At 68.9% G+C, this 23,577-nt stretch carries 25 protein-coding genes; 15 read left to right on the forward strand and 10 right to left on the reverse strand.

Annotation, left to right across the window (positions count from 1 at the left end; all coding sequences use genetic code 11):
- Positions 1 to 3: 3 nt before the first annotated feature.
- The 3 genes from E3O57_RS06000 to E3O57_RS06010 form a co-directional block, all read right to left on the reverse strand.
- On the reverse strand, positions 4 to 1,824 hold the full coding sequence (locus E3O57_RS06000) for an acetolactate synthase large subunit (protein ID WP_103461536.1): 1,821 nt from the start codon (positions 1,822 to 1,824) through the stop codon (positions 4 to 6).
- 38 nt (positions 1,825 to 1,862) lie between these two features.
- On the reverse strand, positions 1,863 to 3,557 hold the full coding sequence (gene ilvD / locus E3O57_RS06005) for a dihydroxy-acid dehydratase (RefSeq protein ID WP_103461537.1): 1,695 nt from the start codon (positions 3,555 to 3,557) through the stop codon (positions 1,863 to 1,865).
- Between the two features lie 70 nt (positions 3,558 to 3,627).
- Complete coding sequence (locus tag E3O57_RS06010) at positions 3,628 to 5,802, reverse strand: bifunctional alpha,alpha-trehalose-phosphate synthase (UDP-forming)/trehalose-phosphatase (RefSeq protein ID WP_241990319.1); 2,175 nt, start codon at positions 5,800 to 5,802, stop codon at positions 3,628 to 3,630.
- A 190-nt stretch (positions 5,803 to 5,992) separates the two neighbouring features.
- On the opposite strand from E3O57_RS06010, the gene E3O57_RS06015 reads away from it, so the two are divergent.
- The 3 genes from E3O57_RS06015 (at position 5,993) to E3O57_RS06025 (ending at position 7,638) form a co-directional block, all read left to right on the forward strand.
- Positions 5,993 to 6,787 carry a sugar phosphate isomerase/epimerase gene (locus tag E3O57_RS06015; RefSeq protein ID WP_103461846.1) on the forward strand — a complete coding sequence of 265 codons (795 nt, stop codon included), beginning with the start codon at positions 5,993 to 5,995 and terminating at the stop codon, positions 6,785 to 6,787.
- A gap of 71 nt (positions 6,788 to 6,858) precedes the next feature.
- Positions 6,859 to 7,068: a hypothetical protein gene (locus E3O57_RS06020; RefSeq protein WP_103429712.1), complete on the forward strand. Its 210-nt coding sequence runs from the start codon at positions 6,859 to 6,861 to the stop codon at positions 7,066 to 7,068.
- 105 nt (positions 7,069 to 7,173) lie between these two features.
- Positions 7,174 to 7,638: a hypothetical protein gene (locus E3O57_RS06025; protein ID WP_103461539.1), complete on the forward strand. Its 465-nt coding sequence runs from the start codon at positions 7,174 to 7,176 to the stop codon at positions 7,636 to 7,638.
- A 19-nt stretch (positions 7,639 to 7,657) separates the two neighbouring features.
- Here the strand turns inward: E3O57_RS06025 and E3O57_RS06030 are convergent, their stop codons facing one another.
- Positions 7,658 to 7,933: a GlsB/YeaQ/YmgE family stress response membrane protein gene (locus tag E3O57_RS06030; protein WP_088456667.1), complete on the reverse strand. Its 276-nt coding sequence runs from the start codon at positions 7,931 to 7,933 to the stop codon at positions 7,658 to 7,660.
- 207 nt (positions 7,934 to 8,140) lie between these two features.
- Between E3O57_RS06030 and E3O57_RS06035 the strand changes: the two genes are divergently transcribed.
- The 5 genes from E3O57_RS06035 (at position 8,141) to E3O57_RS06055 (ending at position 11,401) form a co-directional block, all read left to right on the forward strand.
- Positions 8,141 to 8,773: a biotin transporter BioY gene (locus E3O57_RS06035; RefSeq protein WP_103461540.1), complete on the forward strand. Its 633-nt coding sequence runs from the start codon at positions 8,141 to 8,143 to the stop codon at positions 8,771 to 8,773.
- Positions 8,770 to 9,462 (forward strand): energy-coupling factor ABC transporter ATP-binding protein, encoded by a 693-nt coding sequence (locus tag E3O57_RS06040; RefSeq protein WP_241990320.1) that lies wholly within the window; start codon positions 8,770 to 8,772, stop codon positions 9,460 to 9,462. Before E3O57_RS06035 ends, E3O57_RS06040 begins: the two co-directional genes overlap by 4 nt.
- Entirely contained in the window at positions 9,459 to 10,067 is a 609-nt protein-coding gene (locus E3O57_RS06045; protein ID WP_103479382.1) for an energy-coupling factor transporter transmembrane protein EcfT, read from the forward strand. Before E3O57_RS06040 ends, E3O57_RS06045 begins: the two co-directional genes overlap by 4 nt.
- A gap of 5 nt (positions 10,068 to 10,072) precedes the next feature.
- A complete protein-coding gene (locus tag E3O57_RS06050) occupies positions 10,073 to 10,846 on the forward strand; it encodes an alpha/beta hydrolase (RefSeq protein ID WP_241990321.1) in 774 nt (257 codons plus the stop codon).
- Between the two features lie 105 nt (positions 10,847 to 10,951).
- The gene (locus E3O57_RS06055) at positions 10,952 to 11,401 is read left to right on the forward strand and encodes a flavodoxin domain-containing protein (protein ID WP_103461542.1); all 450 of its coding nucleotides are present in this window, start codon (positions 10,952 to 10,954) and stop codon (positions 11,399 to 11,401) included.
- 72 nt (positions 11,402 to 11,473) lie between these two features.
- On the opposite strand, the gene E3O57_RS06060 is transcribed toward E3O57_RS06055, so the two are convergent.
- The 3 genes from E3O57_RS06060 to E3O57_RS06070 all read right to left on the reverse strand — a co-directional run bounded on the left by E3O57_RS06060 (position 11,474) and on the right by E3O57_RS06070 (position 14,676).
- On the reverse strand, positions 11,474 to 12,367 hold the full coding sequence (locus E3O57_RS06060; RefSeq protein ID WP_103479383.1) for a glycine betaine ABC transporter substrate-binding protein: 894 nt from the start codon (positions 12,365 to 12,367) through the stop codon (positions 11,474 to 11,476).
- Positions 12,368 to 12,439: 72 nt separating this feature from the next.
- A complete protein-coding gene (locus E3O57_RS06065) occupies positions 12,440 to 13,408 on the reverse strand; it encodes a proline/glycine betaine ABC transporter permease (RefSeq protein ID WP_088456672.1) in 969 nt (322 codons plus the stop codon).
- Positions 13,405 to 14,676, reverse strand: a complete 1,272-nt coding sequence (locus tag E3O57_RS06070; RefSeq protein ID WP_088458059.1) for a glycine betaine/L-proline ABC transporter ATP-binding protein — start codon at positions 14,674 to 14,676, stop codon at positions 13,405 to 13,407. Before E3O57_RS06070 ends, E3O57_RS06065 begins: the two co-directional genes overlap by 4 nt.
- 603 nt (positions 14,677 to 15,279) lie before the next feature.
- On the opposite strand from E3O57_RS06070, the gene E3O57_RS06075 reads away from it, so the two are divergent.
- Positions 15,280 to 16,176 (forward strand): PAS domain-containing protein, encoded by an 897-nt coding sequence (locus tag E3O57_RS06075; protein ID WP_165787939.1) that lies wholly within the window; start codon positions 15,280 to 15,282, stop codon positions 16,174 to 16,176.
- A gap of 6 nt (positions 16,177 to 16,182) precedes the next feature.
- On the opposite strand, the gene E3O57_RS06080 is transcribed toward E3O57_RS06075, so the two are convergent.
- Entirely contained in the window at positions 16,183 to 16,842 is a 660-nt protein-coding gene (locus E3O57_RS06080) for a bifunctional 2-polyprenyl-6-hydroxyphenol methylase/3-demethylubiquinol 3-O-methyltransferase UbiG (RefSeq protein ID WP_103461544.1), read from the reverse strand.
- 128 nt (positions 16,843 to 16,970) lie between these two features.
- Here E3O57_RS06080 and E3O57_RS06085 point away from each other — a divergent pair, with 128 nt between their 5' ends.
- The 4 genes from E3O57_RS06085 (at position 16,971) to E3O57_RS06100 (ending at position 19,948) form a co-directional block, all read left to right on the forward strand.
- Entirely contained in the window at positions 16,971 to 17,783 is an 813-nt protein-coding gene (locus E3O57_RS06085) for an IclR family transcriptional regulator (RefSeq protein ID WP_241990322.1), read from the forward strand.
- 112 nt (positions 17,784 to 17,895) lie between these two features.
- Positions 17,896 to 18,603 (forward strand): YceI family protein, encoded by a 708-nt coding sequence (locus E3O57_RS06090; RefSeq protein ID WP_103479456.1) that lies wholly within the window; start codon positions 17,896 to 17,898, stop codon positions 18,601 to 18,603.
- A 50-nt stretch (positions 18,604 to 18,653) separates the two neighbouring features.
- Positions 18,654 to 19,160 (forward strand): sigma-70 family RNA polymerase sigma factor, encoded by a 507-nt coding sequence (locus tag E3O57_RS06095; RefSeq protein ID WP_103461849.1) that lies wholly within the window; start codon positions 18,654 to 18,656, stop codon positions 19,158 to 19,160.
- Positions 19,157 to 19,948, forward strand: coding sequence for an anti-sigma factor (locus E3O57_RS06100; RefSeq protein WP_103479385.1), 792 nt, complete (start codon positions 19,157 to 19,159; stop codon positions 19,946 to 19,948). Before E3O57_RS06095 ends, E3O57_RS06100 begins: the two co-directional genes overlap by 4 nt.
- 14 nt (positions 19,949 to 19,962) lie before the next feature.
- On the opposite strand, the gene E3O57_RS06105 is transcribed toward E3O57_RS06100, so the two are convergent.
- Positions 19,963 to 20,862 carry a LysR family transcriptional regulator ArgP gene (locus E3O57_RS06105; RefSeq protein ID WP_103479386.1) on the reverse strand — a complete coding sequence of 300 codons (900 nt, stop codon included), beginning with the start codon at positions 20,860 to 20,862 and terminating at the stop codon, positions 19,963 to 19,965.
- 69 nt (positions 20,863 to 20,931) lie between these two features.
- Here E3O57_RS06105 and E3O57_RS06110 point away from each other — a divergent pair, with 69 nt between their 5' ends.
- Both E3O57_RS06110 and E3O57_RS06115 read left to right on the forward strand, forming a co-directional pair.
- Entirely contained in the window at positions 20,932 to 21,561 is a 630-nt protein-coding gene (locus tag E3O57_RS06110) for a LysE/ArgO family amino acid transporter (RefSeq protein WP_103461548.1), read from the forward strand.
- A gap of 37 nt (positions 21,562 to 21,598) precedes the next feature.
- Positions 21,599 to 22,261: a hypothetical protein gene (locus E3O57_RS06115; RefSeq protein ID WP_103479387.1), complete on the forward strand. Its 663-nt coding sequence runs from the start codon at positions 21,599 to 21,601 to the stop codon at positions 22,259 to 22,261.
- A 94-nt stretch (positions 22,262 to 22,355) separates the two neighbouring features.
- On the opposite strand, the gene E3O57_RS06120 is transcribed toward E3O57_RS06115, so the two are convergent.
- A complete protein-coding gene (locus E3O57_RS06120; RefSeq protein ID WP_103461550.1) occupies positions 22,356 to 23,552 on the reverse strand; it encodes a glycoside hydrolase family 1 protein in 1,197 nt (398 codons plus the stop codon).
- Positions 23,553 to 23,577 lie beyond the last annotated feature (25 nt).

Genomic DNA, 23,577 nt, shown 5'->3' on the forward strand with positions numbered 1-23,577 from the left:
CGGTTACTCCTCTTCCCAGGTGGGGGCGTGGTCCTTGGCGTACTGCACGAAGCTGTTGCTGACGCCCTGCGGCACCATCGGCCACACCATGGCGTCGCGGCTGACGATGAAGTCGATCACCACGGGCCGGTCGTTGGTGGCCAACGCGAGCTTGATCGCGTCGTCGACCTGGTCGGCGCGGGTGACCCGGATTCCCAGGGCACCGTACGCATCGGCCATCTTCACGAAGTCGGGCACCATCGCGGTGCCGTGACCGGTGTTGAGGTCGGTGAAGGAGTGCCGGCCGTCATAGAACAGCGACTGCCACTGACGCACCATGCCGAGCGACGAATTGTTGATGATCGCCACCTTGATCGGGATGTTGTTGATCGTGCAGGTGGCGAGTTCCTGGTTGGTCATCTGGAAGCAGCCGTCGCCGTCGATGGACCAGACCGTGCGGTCGGGTTCGGCGACCTTGGCGCCCATGGCCGCGGGCACCGAGTAACCCATGGTGCCGGCCCCGCCGGAGTTGAGCCAGGAGTTCGGCCGCTCGTACTTGATGAACTGTGCGGCCCACATCTGGTGCTGGCCGACGCCGGCGGCGTAGACGCCCTCGGGTCCGGTGAGCTCGCCGATGCGCTTGATCACGTACTGCGGGGCGAGCAGGCCGTCGGCCGGTTCGCTGTAGCCCAACGGGAACTTCTCCCGGAGGCCCTTGAGGTAGGTCCACCACTCGGAGATGTCGGGGGTCGTCGTGCTGATCGCCTCGCGGTAGGCCACGGTGAGGTCGGCGATGACGTCCTTGGCGTCACCCACGATGGGCACGTCGGCGGCGCGGATCTTGCCGATCTCGGCCGGGTCCACGTCCACGTGCACGATGGTGGCATTGGGCGCGAATTCGGAGGCCTTGCCGGTGACCCTGTCGTCGAAACGGGCGCCGAGAGCGATGATGAGGTCGGATTCCTGCAGTGCCAGCACGGCAGCGACGGTTCCGTGCATGCCGGGCATGCCCAGGTGCTGGTCGTGCGAGTCGGGAAACGCTCCGCGGGCCATCAGGGTGGTGACGACGGGGGTGCCGGTCAGTTCGGCCAGCTCGAGCAGTTCGGGTGACGCCTGGGCGCGGATGACGCCGCCGCCGACGTAGAAGACGGGCTTCGCGGCGCCGGCCAGCAGCGCCGCCGCGGCCTGAACCTGCTTGCCGTGCGCCTTGGTGATCGGCCGGTAGCCGGGCAGGTCGAGCTTGGGCGGCCAGATGAACGGTGCCTTCATCTGCTGGGCGTCCTTGGTGATGTCCACCAGCACCGGGCCGGGACGGCCGGTGTTGCAGATCAGGAACGCCGAGGCGATGGCGGCGGGGATGTCTTCGGGCCGCTTCACCAGGAACGAGTGCTTGGTGATCGGCATGGTGATGCCGACGATGTCGGCCTCCTGGAACGCATCCGTGCCCATCAGCGTGGAGAAGACCTGGCCGGTGATCGCCAGCAGCGGCACCGAGTCCATGTAGGCGTCGGCGATGGCCGTGACCAGGTTGGTCGCGCCGGGGCCGGAGGTGGCGATGGCCACCCCGACCCGGTTGCTCGAGGACGCGTAGCCCTCGGCGGCATGGCCGGCGCCCTGTTCGTGGCGAACCAGGATGTGGCGGATGTCGTCCTGGTTCATCAGCTCGTCGTAGAGCGGGATGACGGCGCCGCCCGGCAGCCCGAAGACGTCGGTGACGCCGAGCATCTTGAGGCTGCGCAGAATTGCGCCGGAACCGGTGAGAATTTCAGGCGTTCCGGACACGGCGTCGGCGGACGGCGCGCTGGGGGTCGGGGCGGATGGCACGGGCAAAGGTTCCGTGGTCATGAGAGCAAATCCCTAATTCGAATGACGGATGGTGTCGATTATCCCGTGGTCGCACCCAGGGCCGCGGACTGCACGAGCTTGGAGTACTTGGCGAGAACGCCACGGGTGTAACGGGGAGGAAGTGGAGCCCAGCCTTCTCGGCGGGCGGCCAGCTCTGCGGGGTCGACCAGTAGGTCAAGCGAGCGAGCTGCGATATCGACCCGTATCAGATCACCATCGCGCACGAAGGCGATCGGACCTGCGTCCACCGCTTCGGGTGCTATATGGCCGATACACAGTCCGGTTGTGCCGCCTGAGAATCGACCATCAGTCAATAGTAGTACATCGGCTCCGAGCCCAGCGCCCTTGATGGCCGCGGTGATCGAGAGCATCTCGCGCATGCCCGGGCCGCCCTTGGGGCCTTCGTAGCGGATGACGACGACGTCGCCCTTGAGGATCTCCCCCGCGGTGAGGGCGTCCATGGCCGCGCGCTCACGCTCGAAGACCCGGGCGGGGCCCTCGAAGATGTCGCTGTCGAAGCCGGCGGTCTTGACGACGGCGCCCTCGGGGGCGATGGAGCCCTTGAGGATGGTGATGCCGCCGGAGGCGTGGATCGGGTTGTCCAGGGTGCGCAGGACCTTGCCGTCGAGCTCGGGCGGGTCGATCTCGGCGAGGTTCTCCGCCACGGTCTTGCCCGTGACGGTGAGCGCGTCGCCGTGGATGAGACCGGCCTCGAGCAGGGCGCGCATCACGGCGGGCACGCCGCCGTGACGGTCGACGTCGTTCATGACGTACTTGCCGAAGGGCTTGAGGTCACCGATGTGCGGCACGGTATCGCCGATGCGGTTGAAGTCGTCGAGGGTGAGCTCGACCTCGGCCTCCTGCGCGATGGCGAGCAGGTGCAGCACCACGTTGGTGGAACCGCCGAAGGCCATGGCCACGGCGATGGCGTTCTCGAACGCCTTCTTGGTGAGGATGTCGCGGGCCGTGATGCCTAAGCGCAGCAGGTTGACCACGGCCTCGCCGGAGCGGTGCGCGTAGTAGTCGCGGCGGCGGTCGGCGGAGGCGGGCGACGCGGAGCCGGGAAGGCTCATGCCCAGGGCCTCGGCGACGCTGGCCATGGTGTTGGCGGTGTACATGCCGCCGCAGGCACCCTCGCCGGGGGCGAAGGCGCACTCGATGCGCTTGGCGTCTTCCACGCTCATGCGGCCGGCCTTGACGGCGCCGACGGCTTCGAACGAGTCGATGATGGTGATGTCCTTCTCGGTGCCGTCGCTCAGCTTCACCCAGCCGGGTGCGATCGACCCGGCGTAGAGGAAGACGCTGGCGAGGTCCAGTCGCGCGGCGGCCATGAGCATCCCGGGCAGCGACTTGTCGCAGCCGGCCAGCAGCACCGAACCGTCGAGGCGTTCGGCCTGCATGACGACCTCGACGGAGTCGGCGATGACCTCACGGGAGACCAGGGAGAAGTGCATGCCCTCGTGGCCCATCGAGATGCCGTCGGAGACCGAGATGGTTCCGAACTGCAGCGGGTAGCCGCCGCCGGAGTGCACACCCTCCTTGGACGCCTGCGCGAGGCGGTCCAGGGACAGATTGCACGGGGTGATCTCGTTCCAGGAGCTGGCGATGCCGATCTGGGGCTTCTCCCAGTCCGCGTCGCCCATTCCAACCGCTCGGAGCATGCCGCGGGAGGTGGTGGCCTCGATGCCATCGGTGACGTCGCGGCTACGGGGCTTCATATCGAACTCAGACATGCACCGAGTCTAGAACGTCGCGGGCGGCACACCCGTCATGACGACCGGTGGCACGCCCGCGACGCGGGACCTACTGCTGCTGCGTGGCGGCGGCGCGGAAGTCGGCCAGGAGCGCCAGCACCCGGGTGACCTCCTTCGGGCCCCGCACCCGATAGCCGGCCTGGGTAGCGCCCGGGCCGATCTTGAGGCCCAGGTCGCCCTCGCCCAGCACCGTGAAGGCGTCTTCGTCGGTGACATCGTCACCGGCATAGAGCACCCTGTCGGCACCGGTGTGCGCGCGCAGGCGTTCGAGGGCGTCGCCCTTGGTGCTGGAGCGCACCGAGAACTCGAGCACGTTCTTGCCCTCGCGCACGGTGAGGGCCGGCAGCAGCTCGGCCAGCTGGTCGCGGGCCTCGCGCTGCACGGCCTGGCCGTCCTGCGCGGTGGCCAGGCGGGTGTGCAGCGCCAGGCCGGCCGGCTTCTGCTCGATCCAGGTGCCGAACACCGGGCCGGAGATGCGCTCAAGCACCCGGGTGAGGGTGTCGAGCTTCTCGACCTCTTCGGGTACCAGACCCAGCTCGATGCCGTTTGCGTCCAGCTGCACCTCGATACCGTGCGATCCGGTGAGCAAAACCTCGCTCTGCGGTTCGGCCACATGCTTGAGGCTCACCAGGGCGCGGCCGGAGACGAACGCGACACGCACGCCGGGCAGGTCGAGCAGCCGCTGCACCACGTCGTGGGTGCCGTCGACCGCGCGGGCGTCCTCGGGTTCGTCCACGTGCGGCGCCAGGGTACCGTCGAAGTCGAGGGCCACCAGGATGGTCTCGGCCGAGCTGATGTCCTTCAGCGCCGACACGAGGTTCTCCGGCACGCCGCTGGGCACGGCGGCCCCGCCGGTGAGGGTCTGCAGGAACGAGGCGGACCAGGTGGCCACGTCGTTGTCGAAGACCTTGCGGCGGAGGGCCCGCATCCGCCGGGTGCGTTCGCGCTTGGGCATGGTGACGGCCTTCATGATCGACGCCTTCATGCCGTCGATGTCGTGCGGGTTGATCAGCACGGCCTGCTTGAGCTCGTCGGCAGCACCGGCGAATTCGCTGAGCACGAGCACGCCGTCGCCGTCGTAGCGCACCGCGACGTATTCCTTGGCGACGAGGTTCATGCCGTCGCGGAGGGCCGTGACGAGCATCACGTCGGCGGCCAGGTAGAGCGCCACCATCTCTTCCCGCGGGTAGCCATGGTGGTGGTAGCTGATGGCGGTGTGGCTGATGGTGGAGTAGTCGCCGTTGACGCGGCCGACGGCGAGTTCGATCTCGTCGCGCAACTGCATGTAGGTGGCCACGCGCTCGCGGGACGGGCTGGCCACCTGCACGAGCGTGACGTCCTCGACGCTCAGCGTGCCGTCGGCGAGCAGCTCACCGAAGGCCTTGATACGGTGACCGATGCCCTTGGTGTAGTCCAGGCGGTCGACGCCGAGCATGATCGTCTTGGGATTGCCGAGGTCCTCGCGGATCTGGCGGGCGCGTTCCTGAATCTCCGGTCGCTTGGCCATTTCCTCGTAGGCTTCGGCGTCGATCGAGATCGGGAAGTGCTTGGCGATGACCCGGCGGTGCTGGCCGTTCTGGCTGGGCACGTCCACGGCGACACCGCGGGTGGCGTAGCCGAACAGGCGGCGCACGGCGCGGGAGAAGTTGCCGGCATCCGCCAGCCGCTGGAAGCCGATCAGGTCGGCGCCGAGCAGGCCGTCAAGGATCTGCTTGCGCCAGGGCAGCTGGGCGAAGATGCCGTACGGCGGGAACGGGATGTGGTTGAAAAAGCCGATCACCAGGTCGGGGCGGGCGTCGCGGAGCATCCGCGGCACCAGCTGCAGCTGGTAGTCGTGCACCCAGACCGTGGCGCCGGGCGCTGCGGATGCCGCGGCCGCGGTGGCGAACCGGCGGTTGACCTGCACGTAGGCGTCCCACCATTCGCGGTGGTAGCTGGGTGAGGCGATCACGTCGTGGTAGAGCGGCCAGAGGGTGTCGTTGGAGAAGCCCTCGTAGTAGAGCTCGAGATCTTCGGTGCTCAGGCGTACGGGCACGATCGAGATGCCGTCGTTTTCGAAGGGCTCGAATTCGCGGTCGGCCACGCCGGGCCAGCCCACCCAGGCGCCGTCGGAGGCGCGCATCATCGGTTCGAGGGCGGTGACCAGGCCGCCGGGCGAGGTGCGCCAGCTTTCGGTGCCGTCCTCGGCTACTTCGTAGTCGACCGGAAGCCGGTTGGAGACCACGACCAGGTCGAAGTGACCGGGCGCGACCGAATCGGGGCCGGGCTCTGCGCCGGCCTCTCCGGTTGTGTCGGGTGCGCTGACTGATGCGGTGGTGTCTGCTGCGATTTCGATGACTCATCCATTCCGGTGCCCGCCTGTGCGGCGCACCTGGCTGCACCTCGAGGTTACCAGCGAAGGCTATGCTGACGCCGTGATTCGCATCGGCATGAGCTCCACCTGCGTGTACCCGCTGGGGTTGGAAGACTCTTTCAGGTTGGCGAAGCAGGCCGGGTTCGACGGCGTTGAGATCATGGTCACCCGTGACGAAGCCACCCAGGATGCGGCGGCGCTGACCGCGCTATCCGAGCGGTACAGCCTGCCGATCTTCTCGATCCACGCACCGGTTCTGTTGCTCACCCACTTCGTCTGGGGCCGGGACCCCCGGGTGAAGTTGGAGCGGTCCGCCGAGCTCGCCGGGCTGGTCGGCGCATCGACGGTGGTGGTGCATCCGCCGTTTCGCTGGCAGGCCGGTTATGCGGAGGACTTTCTCGACATCGTGCGCGAGCTCGGCGCGGGCACCGGCCTTCAGATCGCCGTCGAGAACATGTTCCCGTGGAAGATCGGCGGGCGAGGGGTCAAGGCGTACTCCCCCGGTTGGGACCCCACGGTGATGGACTGCGCCGCGGTGACCCTCGATTTCTCGCACTGTGCGCTCAGCGGCCAGGACAGCCTCGCGATGGCCACGGCCCTGGGCGAGCGTCTGCGCCACGTGCACCTCTGCGACGGCACGGGCTCCCTCGACGAGGGCCGGGTCTTCGACGAACACCTGTTGCCCGGCCGCGGCACCGAGCCGGTGGCCGAGGTACTGCGGAACCTCGCCGCGGTGAACTGGGACGGCACCATCGTTGCCGAGGTGAACACCCGGACCGCCCGCACCGAGCCGGAGCGCCTGGCCCTGCTCACCGAAACCCTCACCTTCGCCCGCGACCACACCCGCGAGCTGTGACTCAAGCACCTAAAACCCGAGTTTTTTGGGGCTTTTCTCTCAGTTCGCGGGTAGTCGGCTAGCGTGTAGCCATGCGAAAGTTCTTGTTCAACACCGCAATGATCAGCGTCGTCGTCGGCGGCTGGCACATCCTGCAGGCCACCAAGAACGGTCCGAGGGACTGGCGCCTGGTGCTCACCTGGATCGGCTGGGGACTCAGCGTCGCGGTCGCCGTCGGCAACGTGGTGAAGGACGCCGACGAGAAATCCGTGCCGGGCGCCACTGCCGTGAAGGTTAATTAGCGGGCATCCCCCCGCCAGTCCCCGTTCTGCGGCGTGTCCCCCGTGATTTCGGGGTGGAGAAGGCGAAACTGGTCTTCTCGCGTTGTTAGTAGGAAGGGGCTCACGATGTTCGGTCGTCGACGTCGCACCGCACCCGTCATCCAGGCCCCGGTTGCTCCCGCTCCGGCAGAACTCAGCCGCGCCGAGGTCTTTGAACATCTCCACGCCGCGCTGGCCGATCTCGTCGGCGCCGAGGGAGCCTGGACCCTGGTCCCCCGCCGCTCCGATGACACCGACGTGATCTTCCACGGGCTCAAGGCCCACCAGATCGCCGAGACCCTCACCGAGCTCCTGGCTGCCGAGACCATGCGCCTGCGCACCGACACCCCGGCAGCGCCCCGCAACATCGCCGAACCCCGCACCGACACCCCGGTTGACGGAATCACAGCCGTCAACACCGGCGCCCTCCTGGTGTCCTCTGGTGCGGAACCGACCGCTCTGCCGTGGAACCCGGCTCCGATCTCGGTGTGGGCAGAACCGACGTCCGGCGCCCGCGCCGGATCGGCCACGATCAGTCGCCTCGTCGCCTAAGCGCCACCCGCGCTGCAGATCAGGTCGAGCTGCTACTCCCGCGGTTGCGGGTGGCCGCGCCGTAGATGAGCAGCACGATGATCGACCCGAGAATGGCGATCACCCAGGTGCGCAGGTCGAAGAACGATCCCATGTCGACCCCGAAGATCAGGCCGGCCAGCCAGCCGCCCAGCAACGCGCCGACCACACCGAGCAGCAGGGTCACGAACCAGCCGCCACCCTGCGTTCCGGGGAGGATCAGCTTGGCCAGGGCGCCGGCCAAGAGGCCGAGCAGGAGAAATCCGAAGAAACCCATGAGAACTGCCTTCCGTGTCCCGGCATCGGTGAACTCTCCGTCCGGCTGCGACGATCATAAAACCGCACAGGTCCGACGGATAGGCGTGCCGATGGCAGCGGGAAACCGGACCGGAGGCCCCGACCGGGACCCGTGACCAGCGTTCCGCCGGATTCTTTGTAGGTATTCCACTGCGGCGCCCTGCCGGGGAAATCTAGATTGAAAACCATGACAGCCCCCACCGTTCCCGCCCGTAGAGTCACGGCCCGCCTCAGCGTGCGCGACCTGGCCCAGATCGCCATTTTCGCCGCCCTCATCGCCGCCCTCGGGTTCCCCGGCGCGCTTTCCCTGGGCGCCAGCACCGTGCCGATCACGTTCCAGACCCTCGGCGTGATGCTGGCCGGCGCGATCCTCGGAGCGCGCAAGGGTTTCTTGGCCGTGCTGCTGTTGCTGGTCCTCGCCGCGGCCGGGCTGCCCCTGCTCTCGGGTGGGCGCGGCGGCCTGGTCTGGTTCACCACCTCCCCCTCCGCCGGCTACCCCTACGGATGGCTGCTGGGCGTCGTCGTGATCGGCGCCCTCACCGCGTGGCTGCTGCCGCGCTACCCGTTCTGGCCGGCACTGGGCGCCACCGTTCTCGGCGGCATCGTGGTCGTCTACCTGATCGGGGTGCCCGTCACCGCCGTCAACCTGGGCCTGCCGCTGTGGGCCGCCGCCGTCGACAGTGCGAAGTTCCTGCCCGGCGACCTGGTGAAGGTGGTCGTGACGGTCCTCGTCGCCAAGCAGGTGCACCGGGCATACCCGGGCCTGATCACCCCGCGCCGCACGGTTCCGGTCTCCGCGCCCGTCGACGCCCGGGCGTGAGCGTGAGCGCCGCCGGCATCCGTTTCGAGGACGTCTCGCACGGCTTCGACGACCAGCCCGTGCTGCGCGGCATCGACCTGCACCTCACCGAACGCCGGATCGGCATCGTCGGCGCCAACGGCAGCGGCAAGTCGACGCTGGCGCGCATGATCAACGGCCTGGTCACCCCCACTAGCGGCACCGTCACGGTGAACGGCCTGGACGTGCGCCGGCAAGCCAAGCTCGTGCGGCGCGAGGTGGGCTTCATCTTCACCAATCCCGACAACCAGATCGTGATGCCGACCGTGCAGGAGGATGTGGCCTTCACCCTGCGGCGCCGGGGCCTGGCCGCCGACGAAATCACGGCGCGCACGGCAGAGGCGCTCGATAGGTTCGGTCTCACCGCTCTCGCCGAGCGCCCCGCGCACCGTCTGTCCGGCGGTCAGAAGCAGCTGCTGGCCCTCGCGGCGGTGCTGGTGGCCGGGCCCACCATCGTGGTGGCCGACGAACCGACCACGCTGCTGGATGCCCGCAACACCCGTCTGATCACCGGGCTGCTGGTGTCGCTGACCCAGCAGGTGATCGTGGTGACCCACGACCTGGAGGTGCTGGACGGGTTCGACAGGGTGATCGTGATCGACGAGGGCCGGGTCGTCGCCGACGACGTGCCCTCCACCGCTCTCACCGCGTACCTGAGCATGCTGTCATGATCGGGCTGTACCGGCCGGGGACCTCGCTGCTGCACCGCGCGCCGGCGGTGCTCAAGCTGGCCGTGCTCGCCGTCGCCATGGTGCTGGTCGGCCTGGCGGCCGATCCGCTGGTGCTCGCGGGGGAATTCGTGGCCGTGGTCGCCCTGTACGCGCTGGCCGGCATCCCGCCCATGGCGGCCTGGCCGCAGATCGGTCCGATCCTGTGGATCCTGGTCTTCGCCGTGCCGGTGCAGGTGCTGGTCGCCAATGGTTCGGCGGAGGGCTGGACCACGGCCGGTCTGATGGCCGGCCGGCTGCTGGTGGCCGTGGCCCTCGCCGCCCTTTTCACCCTCACCACCACGGTCACCGCGGTGCTCGAGGCGTTCCAGCTGCTGTTGCGGCCGTTCCGGCGCTGGGTGGATGCCGACAGGGTGGGGCTGCTCGTGGCCCTGACCATCCGGTGCATCCCATTGGTGGCGGAGATCGTGCGGGAGGTGCTCGACGCCCGGAGGGCGCGCGGCGCACAGGGGTCGATCATCGCCCTGGCCGTCCCCGTCGTCGTACGCTCGTTGTACGCCGCCGATGCGATCGGAGAGGCCCTCGCCGCACGCGGATTGGACGACTGATCGAATTGACGACTGACAGCACCCCTCGAACCGTTCTGCGCACCCGCGTCAGATTCGCCGGCTGGACCGCGCTCACCGCGCTGGCCCTCGGGATCGTGGCCGTCCTGTTCTGGACGCAGCTCGTGATGCCCGCCGACCGCACGGCCGCCCAGGCCGTGTTCGACGACCCCGCCGTCACGGTGACCGACACCGACGTCTCCGTCGTGATCGCCCCGGCCGAGGAACGCTCGGTCGCCGGCCTGGTCTTCATTCCCGGCGCCAAGGTCGACCCGTACGCGTACCTCGCCACCCTGGCTCCCACCGTGGCGGAGACGGGGATGACCGTGGTCATCACCAAACCGGTTCTGAACCTCGCCTTCTTCGACCAGCGTCCGCTGGACACCTTCACGGCCACCGCGCCCGATGTGGCGGCGTGGTTCGTGGGCGGCCACTCGCTCGGCGGCGTGCGGGCCTGCATGTACGCCGAGGACAACGAGGTCGCCGGCCTCGTGCTGTTCGGCAGCTACTGCGCCTCGGCCGTCGACGACGAGCTGCCGGTGCTGAGCCTCAGCGGGAGCGAGGACGGCTTGAGCACCCCGGCCAAGATCGAGGACACCGCCGCCTTGCTGCCCGCCGATACGACCTTTGTGCGGATCGAGGGCGCCAACCACGCCTCCTTCGGAGCGTACGGGGCTCAGCCCGGCGACGGCGAGGCCACGCTGACCCGGGCGGCATCGGAGCGGGCCATCACCGAGGCGCTGTCGAGCTTCATCGCGCTGCGAGCTCCGCAGTCGGAGTGACCCGGCAGTCGCGGTGACCCGCGGGACCTGCTGCTCTTGTCGGTCGTCGGGGCCGGGGCCACTATGACTCGTGTCGGCCAACGTCGCCACGACCCGGGAGGACTCATGCACGCACTCGTCGTCTATGACACGAACTATGGCAGCACCCGCACCATCGCCGAGGTGATCGCCACCGAGTTGGGCCGGGGAACTACCACCCTCAGCGTGTCCGACATCACCGAGGCAAGCCTCGACGGCGTCGACGTCCTGGTGGTGGGATGCCCGATCAACGGCTGGAAGCCGACCGATCGGATGCGCCGGTTCCTGCGCACCCTCGCACCGGGCTCCCTCGCCGGTGTGCGGGCCGCCGCGTTCGACACCCGCATCAAGTTATTCATCCACGGGGATGCGGCGGCCAAGATCTCGCACGCCCTGCACGCCGCCGGCGCCACTATCGTGGCCAAACCACACGGCTTCGTTGTCGACGGCACCGAGGGGCCGCTGGCCGCCGGAGAGACCGGCAAGGCCGGTGCCTGGGCGGCGTACATCGGCGCCGAACTGCGCGCCAGCGCCTGAGACGACCGCGCCAGAGACGACACAGAAACGGCCCGTGCCGAGGCACGGGCCGTTCATAGACGGGGCAGTCGACTACGCGGTGAGCGAGTCCACGTACTCCTGGTTGTCTTCGATCCACTTCGCGACGATGGGGCCGTAGTCCTGGCCGTCGTAGTCAACGAACATGGCGGCTTCGAGCGACTGGAGCTTGTCGAGGTCCATGGTGTAGTCAGCGATCCACTTGGTGGCCTGCGGGAAGTCGGTGGAGAAGTCCTTCTTGCCGTAGGCGTGGATGGTCTCCGAAGCGCCGAGGGTGCCTTCGGGGTCTTCGAGGTTCTTCAGGTCGAAGGTGTCGTAGGCCCAGTGCGGCGCCCACAGGGTGACGGCGATGTTCTCGCCGGACTTCTCCGCAGCGGTCAACTCGGTGAGCATCGCTGCGGTCGAGGAGGTCTGGTAGTCCATGTCCTCGAGGCCGTAGGTGGGGATGGTGTTGTCGGTCACGGCCTCGGTGAGACCGGCGCCGGGCTCGATGCCCACGAGACGGTTGTCGAACAGGTCGGCGTTATCGGCCAGCTCGGCGAGGGTGTCGATCGGTGCATCGGCGTTCACGGCGATGGTGTTCTTGGCCTCGTCGTTCCAGGCCCCGAGTTCGGTGATGTCGTCGCCGTACTCCTCGAGGTAGGACTTGTGGGTGTTCGGCAGCCAGACGTCGAGGTTGAGGTCGTAGTCACCGGTGGAGAGCCCGGCGTAGACCGGTGCAACGTCGGCGTACTCGAGTTCGACGTTGTAGCCCTTCTCGTCGAGGATGGCCTTCCACAGCTCTGATGCCGCGATGCCCTCGTCCCAGCCGTTGAACACGGCGATGGTGAGGTCCTTGTTGTCCGAGTTGCCGTCGCCGACGGTCTCGGCTTCGGCCGCGGTGCAGCCGGCCAGGGCGAGCATGCCGATGGCACCGGTGGCGAGGATCTGGAGTGAACGGTTCTTCATGTGTCTGCCTTTCGTGTCACCTGCTGGTGGTGACCGGGGTTGAAGCTGCGGGGGTTGAAGCTACGGGCGGAGCTAGACGCGGGACGGCTCGCGCTCGGCGGCCTGCGTCGGTGTCACGGCCGGGGCCACGGTCGGTTCCACGGCGACGGCCGCGGCCGGAGCGTGGACCGGGTGGGCGCGGCGCTTGCGAGCGGCGAGCACCCTGCTGATCGGGGTGTTCCCGTTGCCGAGAGCCGCGGTGAGCCGGTCCAGGAAGATCGCGAGGATCACCACGGAGAGGCCGGCCTCGAAGCCGAGCGACACGTCGATGCGGTTCAGGCTGGCCACGACCTGCTGGCCGAGACCGCCGGCGCCGACCATGCCGGCGATGACGACCATCGAGAGCGAGAGCATGATCACCTGGTTGATTCCGGCCATGATGGTGGGCATCGCCAGGGGCAGCTGAATCTGACGCAGGATGCGCCACGGTGACGCACCGAAGGCCTGGCCGGCTTCGACCACCTCACTGTCGACGCTGCGGATGCCGAGTTCGGTGAGCCGAACCCCGGGAGCCATGGCGAAGATGATCGTCGCCACGATGCCGGGAACAACACCGACGCGGAACAGGATCAGCGCGGGGATCAGGTACACGAAGGCCGGCATGGTCTGCATGAAGTCGAGGATCGGGCGGATGATGCTGGACGCCACGCCGGACTTGGCCGAGAGGATGCCAAGCGGCACGCTGAACAGGATCGCCAGAACGCTCGCGACGAGCACCAGGGCGAGCGAGTCCATCGCGTTCTCCCACTGGTCGACACCCACGATGACAACGAGGCCGACGACGGTACCCACGGCGAACTTCCAGCCGCGGATCATCAGTGCCAGCGCCGCGGCCACGAGGATGATCACCCAGAACGGCGGTGTGGCCAGAATGAGGTCGACGAGGTCGTAGGCGCCGCTGAAGATGGCGCGCACGAAGTCGAAGAAGAACCCGAAGGTGTCGGTGATGAAGTCGATGAAGGTATCGGCCCAGGAGCCGAGGGGAATCCGGAAGTCGTTCACGGCTGTACTCCTTCCGACGCGGTTTCGCGCAGGGTTTCGGTGATGATGCTCATCGAGATGGTGGCCGGCGGTTCCATCACCGGCAGCTCACCGGTCGTCGGACTGACATTGCCGAGAGCCGCGAGCAGGGTCACCCGGGGGATCACGCCGAGCAAACGGTTGCGATCGTCGACCACGGCGATGGGCAGGTCGCTCTCCACGGCCAGTTCGACGAGGTCGACCAAGGCGGTGTCGGCGGCCACCGCGGTGGCGTCCAGGATGATGGCCCGCAGGTCGCCGTCGCCGGCCTTGACCTGTTTGAGCACGTCCCGGTCGCGCACGACCCCAGCGAAGCTGCGGTCACGGCGCAAAACGAAAGTGGCCGAGGTCTGCAGGTCGCGCATGGTGCGGAGAGCCGCACGCGGGCCGGCGGTGACGGTGACCACCGAACGCGCCGGCTCCATGACGCTGCCGGCGGTGAGCACCCGCGCCCTGTCGACATCCTGCACGAACTGGGCGACGTAATCGTTGGCCGGGTCGGTGAGGATCTCTTCGGGCGTGCCGATCTGCACGATCCGGCCGTCGCGCATCACGGCGATGCGGTCGCCGAGGAACATGGCCTCGTTGAGGTCGTGGGTGATGAAGATGATGGTCTTGCCGAGTTCGGCCTGCAGCTCGATCAGCTGTTCCTGCATTTCGCGGCGGATCAGAGGGTCCAGGGCGGAGAACGCCTCATCCATCAGGAGAACGTCGGTGTCGGCGGCCAGGGCCCGGCCGAGGCCGACGCGCTGCTGCATGCCACCGGAGAGTTCGGAGGGCAGATTGTCGGCCCATCCGTCCAGTCCCACCAGGCGGATGATGGTGCGCGCCTTGGCGAGGCGCTCCTCACGGGGCATGCCCTGCACCTCGAGGCCGTAGGCGACGTTATCGATCACCGTGCGGTGGGGCAGCAGGGCGAAGTGCTGGAAGACCATCGAGATGCTTTGACGGCGCACGTCCCGCAGCTTGGCCGCCGGGATGCCGGTGATCGGGGTGTCTCCGACGGTGACAGTGCCGCTGGTGGCCTCGAGCAGGCCGTTGAGCATGCGGATGAGGGTGGACTTGCCCGAGCCGGAGAGGCCCATCACCACGAAGATCTCACCACGCTGTACCTCGAAGGAAGCGTCGATGACGGCGGCCGTTCCCAGGTGCGCGAGCTCGTCACGGCTCGCGCCGCTCTGGAGTTTCTTGACGATGTCGTGCGGTTTGCGGCCGAAGGCCTTGTAGAGCCTGTCCGCCTTCACGGCGATTCCCGGTGCTACTGCTGCTGCAGTTTCTCTCTGCTCCGCCTCGCTGGCGGGTACTTCTGCCTTGACGGCGATGATTTCGGTCACGGATTCTCCGGAGCACGCCGAATAGACCGCCTGAGCGGTCGACAACACGGGGCTCGCTGTGTCGGACGGGTAGGCCGAGACCGGCCTCGACACCGAGAAACGGCGTGGGCTGGAGCGACCATGGGATCGCGTCCGTCTGGGCCTCACCGTACGCACGCGGCCGTCCCAGTCGAGCTGGGGGCTACGCGTTCGCGTCCTGGTGAAGGGTCGGAAGACCGTCACCGAGCCTACCACGGTGGGGCACTCCAGACCCCTGGACCCCCGACTCGCCGACCCACAACGTGCACTCTCATGTGCTGGTCAGCAGGGATAAAGCGCCCCGACTCAGATCAGCACGCCAGGGGCACCGGCCCCGGCGCGGCGGTCTGGGCGTACGTTCTCCCTAGAGGTCAGGATGGTCACGACGACGTGGCCCAGTGGTGCGGCCGGGAAGGATGGGTGCGAACGATGCACGGGTGGAGCATTACACGCCGGCTGTTCGTCGCTCACTCTGTGTTCATAGTGTCTTTGGCCGTGTTCGTGAGCACTGCCGCCTTCGTCGACGCCCGGGACCGCGGTTACTCCGAAAGGGCCGACCGGCTGCTCGCGGTAGCGGCCGCGATCGCCGACAGCCCGTTCGTGGTGACGGCGGCGACATCGCTGGATCCGACGGCGGCGCTGCAGCCGTACACGCTCGAGGTCAACCGGGACGCCGCGCTGGACTTCATCACGATCATGAGCCCGGCGGGGGTCAGTTGGACGCACCCGGACCCCGCCGAAATCGGCCGGCAGTATGTCGGCCGCACGGGCCCCGCCACGGCCGGAATGTCGTTCACCGACGTCACGCCGGGCACCCCCGGCCCGTCGGTGCGCGCCGTGGTGCCGATCCTCGACTCCGATGGCGAAGTGGTGGGCATGGTGGCCGCCGGCGTGAGAACCAGCAACCTGCAGATCGCCCTCGACGCCCGGCTGCCCGCCATCCTGGCGATAACGCTCACCCTGCTCCTGGCGGGTTCGCTGGCCACCTGGGTTCTGCGACGTTACCTGCGCCGGGTCACCCTGGGCTGGGGGCCGGAAGAACTCGCCCGACTGTTCGTCCATAACGACTCCGTGGTCAACTCGGTGCCAGAGGGGCTGATTCTCGTGGACGGCGCCGGCGATCTGGTGCTCTACAACGATCGAGCCGCAGAGCTGCTCGGGCTGCCGCCGCGGCCCGCTTCCCGCGCCGCGGGCGCCTTCTCGCCGGGCATCGACGACCTGGACCTGCCGCCCAGCCTCGCCGACCTGTTGCGGAGCGGCCGCACCGTGGTAGACGAGATCCACCTGTGCGGGTCCCGGGTGCTGGTGGTGAGCCAGAACCCGGCAGAGCCCACCCCCAGCCGGCTGGGTACGCGGGCGGCGCCGGTGGGAACCGTGGCGACGCTCAGGGAACGCTGAGCCCGGTCAGTGCAGGCGCCGCGCCCGCACCACGACGTCTTCGGTGTGGTGGGCACCGGCACCGGTGGCCACGTGGCGGGGCCGGGTTTCGTCGACCTCGATCCGCCAGGTGTCGTCCAGCAGGGCCGCGACCTGGGCCGGGCTCACGTACAGGTCGGGATCAAAACCGTGCGCGGCGGCCTCAGCGGCGGTGGGCGTGGGGTGGTGCACTATGAGCAGCACACCCCCGGGCGCGACGGCATCCAGCAGGGCGCGCTCCGCGATATTCTCGTCCGTGCGCAACAGGGCGGGGTACTGCGCGGAGACCAGGTCGAAGCTCGCCGCCGGCAGGGCCGCCTCGACGAGTCCGGCGTGCAGCCAGCGCACCGTGCCGCCGACCAGGTCGGCTCGCACGAGGTCGGCCTGGCGGGCGGCGCGCTCGAGTGCCACTCGGGAGACATCCAGCGCCGTCACGTCCCAGCCCTGTGCCGCCAGCCAGAGGGCATCGGCGCCCTCGCCGCAGCCGACGTCGAGGGCCCGCCCCGGCCGCAGGTGGTGCGTCTCGCTGACCAGCGCGGCGTTGGGCCGGCCGCTCCACAGGGTCTCATTTCCGGCGTAGCGCTGATCCCAGAAGTCTCCTATTGCGTCGGGCTCCTGGGGTTCACGGGCGGTGTCGTTGGTGTGCATGACTGCATCCTCCCTCGTAGGCGGCACGGCGACAAACTGGCTTGCCGAACCGGCAACCGGCCTGCGCCCCGGGGGCTCGTCGAAACGATAGCCTCGTCGCATGACAGCTGAGCCGGGGCGCCGTGGACGTGCCTGCTGAGAGCCGGGCGGCGCCCACGAAGGCCGATGTGCCCGCCGCCCGCCACACCCTGCAGATACTCACCCACCTGGCCGCCCAGCGCGGGCCGGTACCGGCGTCGACCGTCGCGCAGACGCTCGGGCTCCCCCGGTCCACCGTCTACAGGCTGCTCGGCGTGCTCACCGAGCTCGGCTTCGTTCTGCACTTTCCCGAGGCCCGTCGGTACGGCATCGGCCTGGCCGCCTTCGAGCTGAGCAGCGGCTTTGCCCGGCAGGAGCCCCTGGCCCGGCTGGGCCGGCCGATCCTGGCCGCGCTCGTCGACACCATCGGCGAGAGCGCGCATTTGGCCGTGCTGCACGGTCGCGATGTGATCTACCTCGTGGAGGAGCGCGCTCCCCGCCGCCCCGCCCTGGTGACGGATGTCGGTGTGCGCCTGCCCAGCCACCTCACGGCCAGCGGCCGGGCGCTGCTCGCGACGCTGCCGGTCGCGCAGGTGCGGGCCCTGTTCCCCGACCCGTCCGCCTTCGTGCAGCGCGACGGCGGCGACACCCCGGCGCCGGGCGGCGTGAGTAGCTATCGCGAGCTGAGCCGGCTCCTGTCCGAGGTGCGCGCGCAGGGCTACGCGGCGGAGGACGGCGACGTCACCCTGGGTCTCGCATCCGTCGCGGTGGCCGTTCGCGACCACAGCGGCTGGCCCGCCGCCGGCATCGCCGTGACCTTCGCCCGGTCCAGCGTGCCGCCGGAACGCTGGCCGGAGCTCGCCGCCGCCGTGGAGCACGCCGCGGCCGAGTTGGGCCGCCGCATCAGCGGTCGAACCGGCTAGTTTTTCGAAAAAGTGAACCGGTCTGAACCTTTTGGCCTGCCATCTCGTTGTACAGAGTGGATGACCACCATCCGCTCGCCAATTACACGCGAAGACCATGAACGAGGGTGACATGCAGAAAAAGACGAAGATCGGGCTGTGGATTGCGGGCGGAGTTGTCGTCATCGGCGGTGCCGCCCTGGCCTTCGGGCCTGCGGTCTATGCCGACTACGCCAACAGCACCGTCGAGGCGGCCCCCACCATCGCCGCGGGCACCCCCGGCCCGACGGATGCCGGCGCGGCCACCGAGGTCAACGCGGACGACCTCTCCGGCACCTGGAGCGTGGCCGCGGACTCCTTCGCGGGCTACCGGGTCGACGAGGTGCTGCAGGGCAACGACGTGACAGTGACCGGTCGCACGACCGACGTTTCCGGTGAGCTCACCGTCGACAGCCTCTCGCTCACCGCCGCCACGATCACGGTGGACGTGGCGAGCATCGCCACCGACGAAGGCGCCAGGGATGCCTACTTCCGGGACTCCGCGATGGAAGCCGACGACTTCCCGACCGCCACCTTCACGCTTACCGCACCGGTCACCCTCGAGGCCCCCGTGGCCGGTGTCGCGCAGACCCTGAGCGCCACCGGCGAACTCACCCTGCACGGCGTCACCCAGCCGGTCACGGTGGAGCTGCAGGCCGCGCTCACCGAGGCCGGCGGCCAGGTTGTCGGCAGCATCCCGATCACCTTCAGTGACTACGGCGTCGACGCCCCCGACCTCGGCTTCGTCTCGGTCGAAGATGCCGGCTCCGTCGAGTTCGAGCTCTTCGTCGCGCAGAATTAGTCCAGCAGAGCCGTGTTCATTGTGGGCATCGGGCAGACCGGGAGGTGACCGTGGCAGAGCCACACGCGGAGCTCCTGCGGGCGCTGCACGACGCCCACGGGCCGGCACTGTTTCGGTACGTGGTGCGTTTGACCGGGGATTACGGGTTCGCGCAGGACGTGGTGCAGGAGACCCTGTTGCGCGCCTGGACGCGGCCGGCGTTGCTGAACCGGGATGACGACGCCGCTCGTGCCTGGCTGTTCACGGTGGCCCGCAACCTCGTCATCGACGACAGACGGAGCGCTCGGTACGCCCGTGAGATCGCGACCGATGACCTGCCGGAGAGGTCGTCGACCGACGCCACCGAGGCCATCCTGGATCGCTGGCTGCTGACGGATGCCCTCACCGCGCTCACTCCCGAGCACCGCACCGTGCTGGTGAGCGCCTACTACCTCGGGCAGTCGATCGCGGAAATCGCCCTCCACCAACAGGTGCCGGAGGGCACCGTGAAGTCCCGCCTGCACTACGCCCTGCGAGCAATGCGGCTCGCCCTACAGGAAAGAGGGGTCACCGAATGACCTCCGACCGCTTCCGCGAGTGGGACGCCGCCTACCTGCTCGGCGCGCTCAGCCCCGAAGACCGGCACGCCTTCGAACGCCACCTGCCGACCTGCCCCGCCTGCGCCGGCGCCGTCGCCGAACTCGCCGGGCTGCCCGGCATCCTGGCGGCCCTGCCCGCGGCGGAGGCCGTTGCGCTCACCGAAACCACGCCTACCGAGATCGCCGCCTCTGCACCTCTGAGTGACGCGCATCTGCGCGCCGCGCCGCACCAGCCCGGAGCTGTGCAGCGGCTCGCCGGGGCGGCCGTCGCCCGCACGCGGCGCAACCGGCTGCGTCTGGCCATGGCCGGCACGGCCGTCGCTGCCGGCCTCGCCCTGGGCGGCGGGTTCCTCGGCGCCACCCTGGGCACGCCGGCGACTCTCGAGGCCGCACCGCCCTCATCCGCACCGTCCGCCACCGCACCGCCCACACCCGCCGACCCGGCCCCGACGATGGTCGTTGCCATGGAGCCAGTGGAGGCCGACGCCCTCACCGCGGCCCTCACCATCACCGACACCGACTGGGGCACCCGGTTCGACTGGTCGTGCGTGTACCTCAATCAGCTCTGGAAGGACAACGGGCCCCAGGACTACGACATGGTGATGACCGATCAGGACGGCACCGCGACGGTGCTCGCGACCTGGACGGCGACGAGCCCGAGCACCGAGAACCTCGCCGCGTCGACCGATGTGACCCTCGACCAGATTCGGAGCGTCGAGATCCGGGCCAGCCTCAGCGGCCTGCCGCTGGCGCACACGGACCTGTAGGGCCGTTCGGAGGGTCAGACCGTGAGCGGCCGCAACGTCCGCTCAGCCTGAACGCGCACCGCGGTCGAAACCGCGTCGAGCAGCGGCGACGACAGGTTCCAGCGCTGCCAGTAGAGCGGCACGTCCACCGGATGCGCCGCCGCCAGCTCCACCAGACGGCCGTCGGCGATCTCGTCCAGACACTGCTGCTCGGGCAGCACTCCCCAGCCCATGCCCAGCAGCACTGCGCGGGCGAAATCGTGGGAGGTGGGGATGACGTGACGGGGTGGGGCACCGGGCCCGCCGGCGTGCGCCCGCAGGAAGGCGTCCTGCAGGTCGTCGTTGCGGTCGAAGGTGACCACGGGCGCCTCCGGCAACGCGGCGAGTCCGTGGGCGAGCCAGCGGGTCACGAAGGCCGGCGTGGCGACTGCTCGGTAGCGCATCCGGCCCAGCGGCTCGGTGACACAGCCCTGGATCGATTCGCGGTCGGAGGTGACCGCTGCCATCACGGCGCCGGAGCGCAGCAGCGAGATCGTGTGCTCCTGGTCCTCGCGGTGCAGGTCGAAGGTGATGTCGAGTTCGTCGGCCACCCCGGCGAGCGCGCCGAGGAACCAGGTGGCCAGGCTGTCCGCGTTCACGGCGAGGGAGATCTGCACGGACCGTTCGGCGGACCCGTTCTCGCGCAGCGCTCGCTCGGTGTCGGCCTCCAGGAGTTCGACCTGGCGCGCGTAGCGCAGCACCACCGCACCGGCGGCCGTGAGGCAGACCGGGGTGGTGCGCTGCACGAGGACCCGGCCGCAGGACTGCTCCATGGCCTTGACCCGCTGCGAGACCGCCGACGCCGTGACGTGCAGCCGGCGGGCGGCCTTCTCGAAGGTGCCGTCCTGTACCAGGGCGCGCAGGGTCTCCAGCTGGTCGAGGGTGAAGCGTTGCATAAGACCAGCTTACGCATCCTAAGAAAACGTAGCTGGACTGAATCACCGCGACTCCCTAGCGTTGGAGGAATGACACCTGCGACAACCCTCCTCCCCGCGCTGTTGGGCCTGGTCACGGGTCTGTCCCTCATCATCGCCATCGGCGCCCAGAACGCGTTCGTGTTGCGGCTGGGCATCGAGGGCCGCACCCGGGTGATCGCGCCGGTGGTGGCCATTGCCGCTCTGTCCGATGCGGCTCTCATCCTCGCTGGCGTGCTGGGAATGGGTGCCCTGGTGGCGGCGGCACCGGCGGTCATGGTGGTCGTGCGACTGGTCGGGGCCGCTTTCCTGGTCGGTTACGGCCTGTGGGCGGCGCGGCGGGCCATCCGTCCGGGCGCGCTTCTGGTGACCGGGTCCTCGGGCAGCACCGGGATGCGGGTCGCCGTGGGCACGGTTCTCGCCCTCACCTGGCTCAACCCGCACGTTTACCTTGACACCGTGGTGTTCCTCGGCGCCGTGGCCAGCCAACAGGACCCCGCCGAGCGCTGGTGGTGGGCCGGCGGCGCCATCACGGCTAGCATCCTGTGGTTCACCGGCCTCGGCTTCGGGGCTCGTCTGCTGCGCCCGATCTTCGCGCGCCCCGGTGCCTGGCGGGTGCTCGACGGCGCTATCGCTGTGCTCATGCTCGCCCTCGGCGCCCGGCTCGCGTTCGACCTCTGACCCCGGTCGGCCGGCGGAGCCGCGGTACGCTTGCCCCGTGCTTTCCAAGGACCTGATCCGCCTCTACCCCGAGCTGTACCACGTGGCAGCGGATGGGTCGTGGCCGTCGATCGAGCGGCACGGACTGCTCAGCACGGCCTCGCTGGTCACCCGATGGGGCGTGCGGCAGGGGGCACCGCAGGCCGCGATCCTCACCAAGCGGCGTGGTGAGTCGCTGGAGTTGGAACATCCGGACTACGGCACCGCCGTCATCCGGCACCAGAAGGCGATTCACGAGTCATCGCTGGCGGCCGCGCTGGAGGACCTCTCCCCCAGCGAGTGGTACACGATGCTCAACGACCGGGTGTTCTTCTTCCTGCAGAAGCCGCGGCTGAACGAGCTGCTCGCCGCGCGCTCCTACCGGGACGACGCCCACACCGTGATCACGGTGGACACCCGCAGCCTGGTCACCGCGCACGAGGCCGACATCGAGCTCACCAGCGTGAACACCGGCTTCGCGCAGCGATTCAGCGCCGAGCCGCGCGGACGGGACAGCTTCCAGTCGATCGAGGAGTTCGCGCATCCGACCCGGTCGCACGCTTCGACCAAGGTGGTGGATGTTGCCGAACTCGCGGTGTATCGCGGGGTGCGCGACATCACCAAGCACGTGAAGCGCGTCGAGCGCATGCGCGAGGGCACGGTGCTCGAGCGCTTCGTCTAGCCGCGCGGCATCCCGCCTAGCTGTTCCCGTTCCGGACAATTGCACCCGGCGCACCGGGCACAATTGTCCGCATCGGCAACAGTTGCAGGGCAGGTCAGGCGGCGGGGGCGACCGACGGCTCCAGGCCGTTGCGGCGGGCGACCTCGCCGAGCCAGCTGGCGCTGGGCTTGGGGGTACGCGCGAAGGTCTGCTTGTCCCAGCCGATCAGGCCGAAGGTCGGTGCGAAGCCGGAGGCCCACTCGTAGTTGTCCAGCGCTGACCAGTGCAGGTAGCCGAGCAGGTCGATGCCGTCCTCGATGCAGGAGTGCAGCCCCTCGAGGGCGCCCTGCGTGTAGGCAATGCGGCGGCTGTCGTCCTGGGTGGCGATGCCGTTCTCGGTGACCATCACGGGAACGTGGTCGGTCAGCTCCCAGGCGGCGCGCACCCCGATGCCGGCGGCCGGCGGGAAGAACTCCCAGCCGGTGAGGGTGGTTTCCACGCCCTGGGCGACGGGCCGGGGGCCCTCGGGTCCGATGAAGGTGCGGGTGTACGCCTGCACGCCCACGAAGTCGTCACCCTTCACGTTCTCCAGGTACCAGTCCTCGCGCGGGTGGCCGTACTCCACGAGCTTCTCCGCTGCGCCCTCCTCGTCCACGGCCACAAAGGCCTGGGTGGCGACGGTCCAGCCCGTCTTGAGGTGCGGTACCTGGCTGAGCACCTCGCGGGAGCGCTGGTGCGAGAGCAGCAGGGCATCCGCCACCTGCAGGTCAGGGTTGGCGAGGCCGTGCGCCACCAGGTTGGCGGCGTCCTCTCCGCCGGCGAGCATCGCGGCGATATTGGGCTCGTTGATGGTGCAGACGTAGTTGACGCCCTCGGCCACGACGGGCAGGGCGAGCTCGGTGTACCGGGCGAACAGGTCGGCGGCATCGGGAGCCCGCCAGAAGCCGTCGTTCTCGAACCAGCGCGGCACCGTGAAGTGCATCAGGGTCACGACCGGCTCGATGCCGAACTCGTGGCAGGTATCGACCATCCGGCGGTAGTGGTCCACGGCCGATCGGGACGCGAAACCGCGCTCCGGCTCGATGCGGGACCACTCGATGCTGAACCGGTAGGAATCCAGGCCCAGGTCGGCGAGCAGCTTGATGTCCTCGCGGTAGCGGTGGAAGCTGTCGGCGGCGTCACCGGACGGTTCGACCATGGTGGTGCCCTCGGCGTGTTCCTTGGGCCACCAGTTGCTGTTGACGTTGTTGCCCTCGATCTGGTGGGCGGCGGTCGCGGCGCCCCAGAGGAAGCCTTGGGGGAAAGTGAGCATGGAGGATCTCCTTGGGTAGCGGTGG

Source organism: Cryobacterium sp. TMN-39-2 (genome assembly GCF_004402745.1).
GTDB lineage: Bacteria > Actinomycetota > Actinomycetes > Actinomycetales > Microbacteriaceae > Cryobacterium > Cryobacterium zongtaii.

What these genes read in the sequence shown, in the direction of transcription:
- E3O57_RS06120 (WP_103461550.1), bottom strand. Translation starts at nt 23,552, where the DNA reads ATGCTCACTTTCCCCCAAGGCTTCCTCTGGGGCGCCGCGACCGCCGCC.
- E3O57_RS06030 (WP_088456667.1), bottom strand. Translation starts at nt 7,933, where the DNA reads ATGGGTTTCTTCGGATTTCTCCTGCTCGGCCTCTTGGCCGGCGCCCTG.
- E3O57_RS06090 (WP_103479456.1), top strand. Translation starts at nt 17,896, where the DNA reads ATGCAGAAAAAGACGAAGATCGGGCTGTGGATTGCGGGCGGAGTTGTC.
- E3O57_RS06105 (WP_103479386.1), bottom strand. Translation starts at nt 20,862, where the DNA reads ATGCAACGCTTCACCCTCGACCAGCTGGAGACCCTGCGCGCCCTGGTA.
- E3O57_RS06060 (WP_103479383.1), bottom strand. Translation starts at nt 12,367, where the DNA reads ATGAAGAACCGTTCACTCCAGATCCTCGCCACCGGTGCCATCGGCATG.
- E3O57_RS06110 (WP_103461548.1), top strand. Translation starts at nt 20,932, where the DNA reads ATGACACCTGCGACAACCCTCCTCCCCGCGCTGTTGGGCCTGGTCACG.
- E3O57_RS06080 (WP_103461544.1), bottom strand. Translation starts at nt 16,842, where the DNA reads ATGCACACCAACGACACCGCCCGTGAACCCCAGGAGCCCGACGCAATA.
- E3O57_RS06045 (WP_103479382.1), top strand. Translation starts at nt 9,459, where the DNA reads ATGATCGGGCTGTACCGGCCGGGGACCTCGCTGCTGCACCGCGCGCCG.
- E3O57_RS06025 (WP_103461539.1), top strand. Translation starts at nt 7,174, where the DNA reads ATGTTCGGTCGTCGACGTCGCACCGCACCCGTCATCCAGGCCCCGGTT.
- ilvD (WP_103461537.1), bottom strand. Translation starts at nt 3,557, where the DNA reads ATGTCTGAGTTCGATATGAAGCCCCGTAGCCGCGACGTCACCGATGGC.
- E3O57_RS06020 (WP_103429712.1), top strand. Translation starts at nt 6,859, where the DNA reads ATGCGAAAGTTCTTGTTCAACACCGCAATGATCAGCGTCGTCGTCGGC.
- E3O57_RS06055 (WP_103461542.1), top strand. Translation starts at nt 10,952, where the DNA reads ATGCACGCACTCGTCGTCTATGACACGAACTATGGCAGCACCCGCACC.
- E3O57_RS06035 (WP_103461540.1), top strand. Translation starts at nt 8,141, where the DNA reads ATGACAGCCCCCACCGTTCCCGCCCGTAGAGTCACGGCCCGCCTCAGC.
- E3O57_RS06000 (WP_103461536.1), bottom strand. Translation starts at nt 1,824, where the DNA reads ATGACCACGGAACCTTTGCCCGTGCCATCCGCCCCGACCCCCAGCGCG.
- E3O57_RS06100 (WP_103479385.1), top strand. Translation starts at nt 19,157, where the DNA reads ATGACCTCCGACCGCTTCCGCGAGTGGGACGCCGCCTACCTGCTCGGC.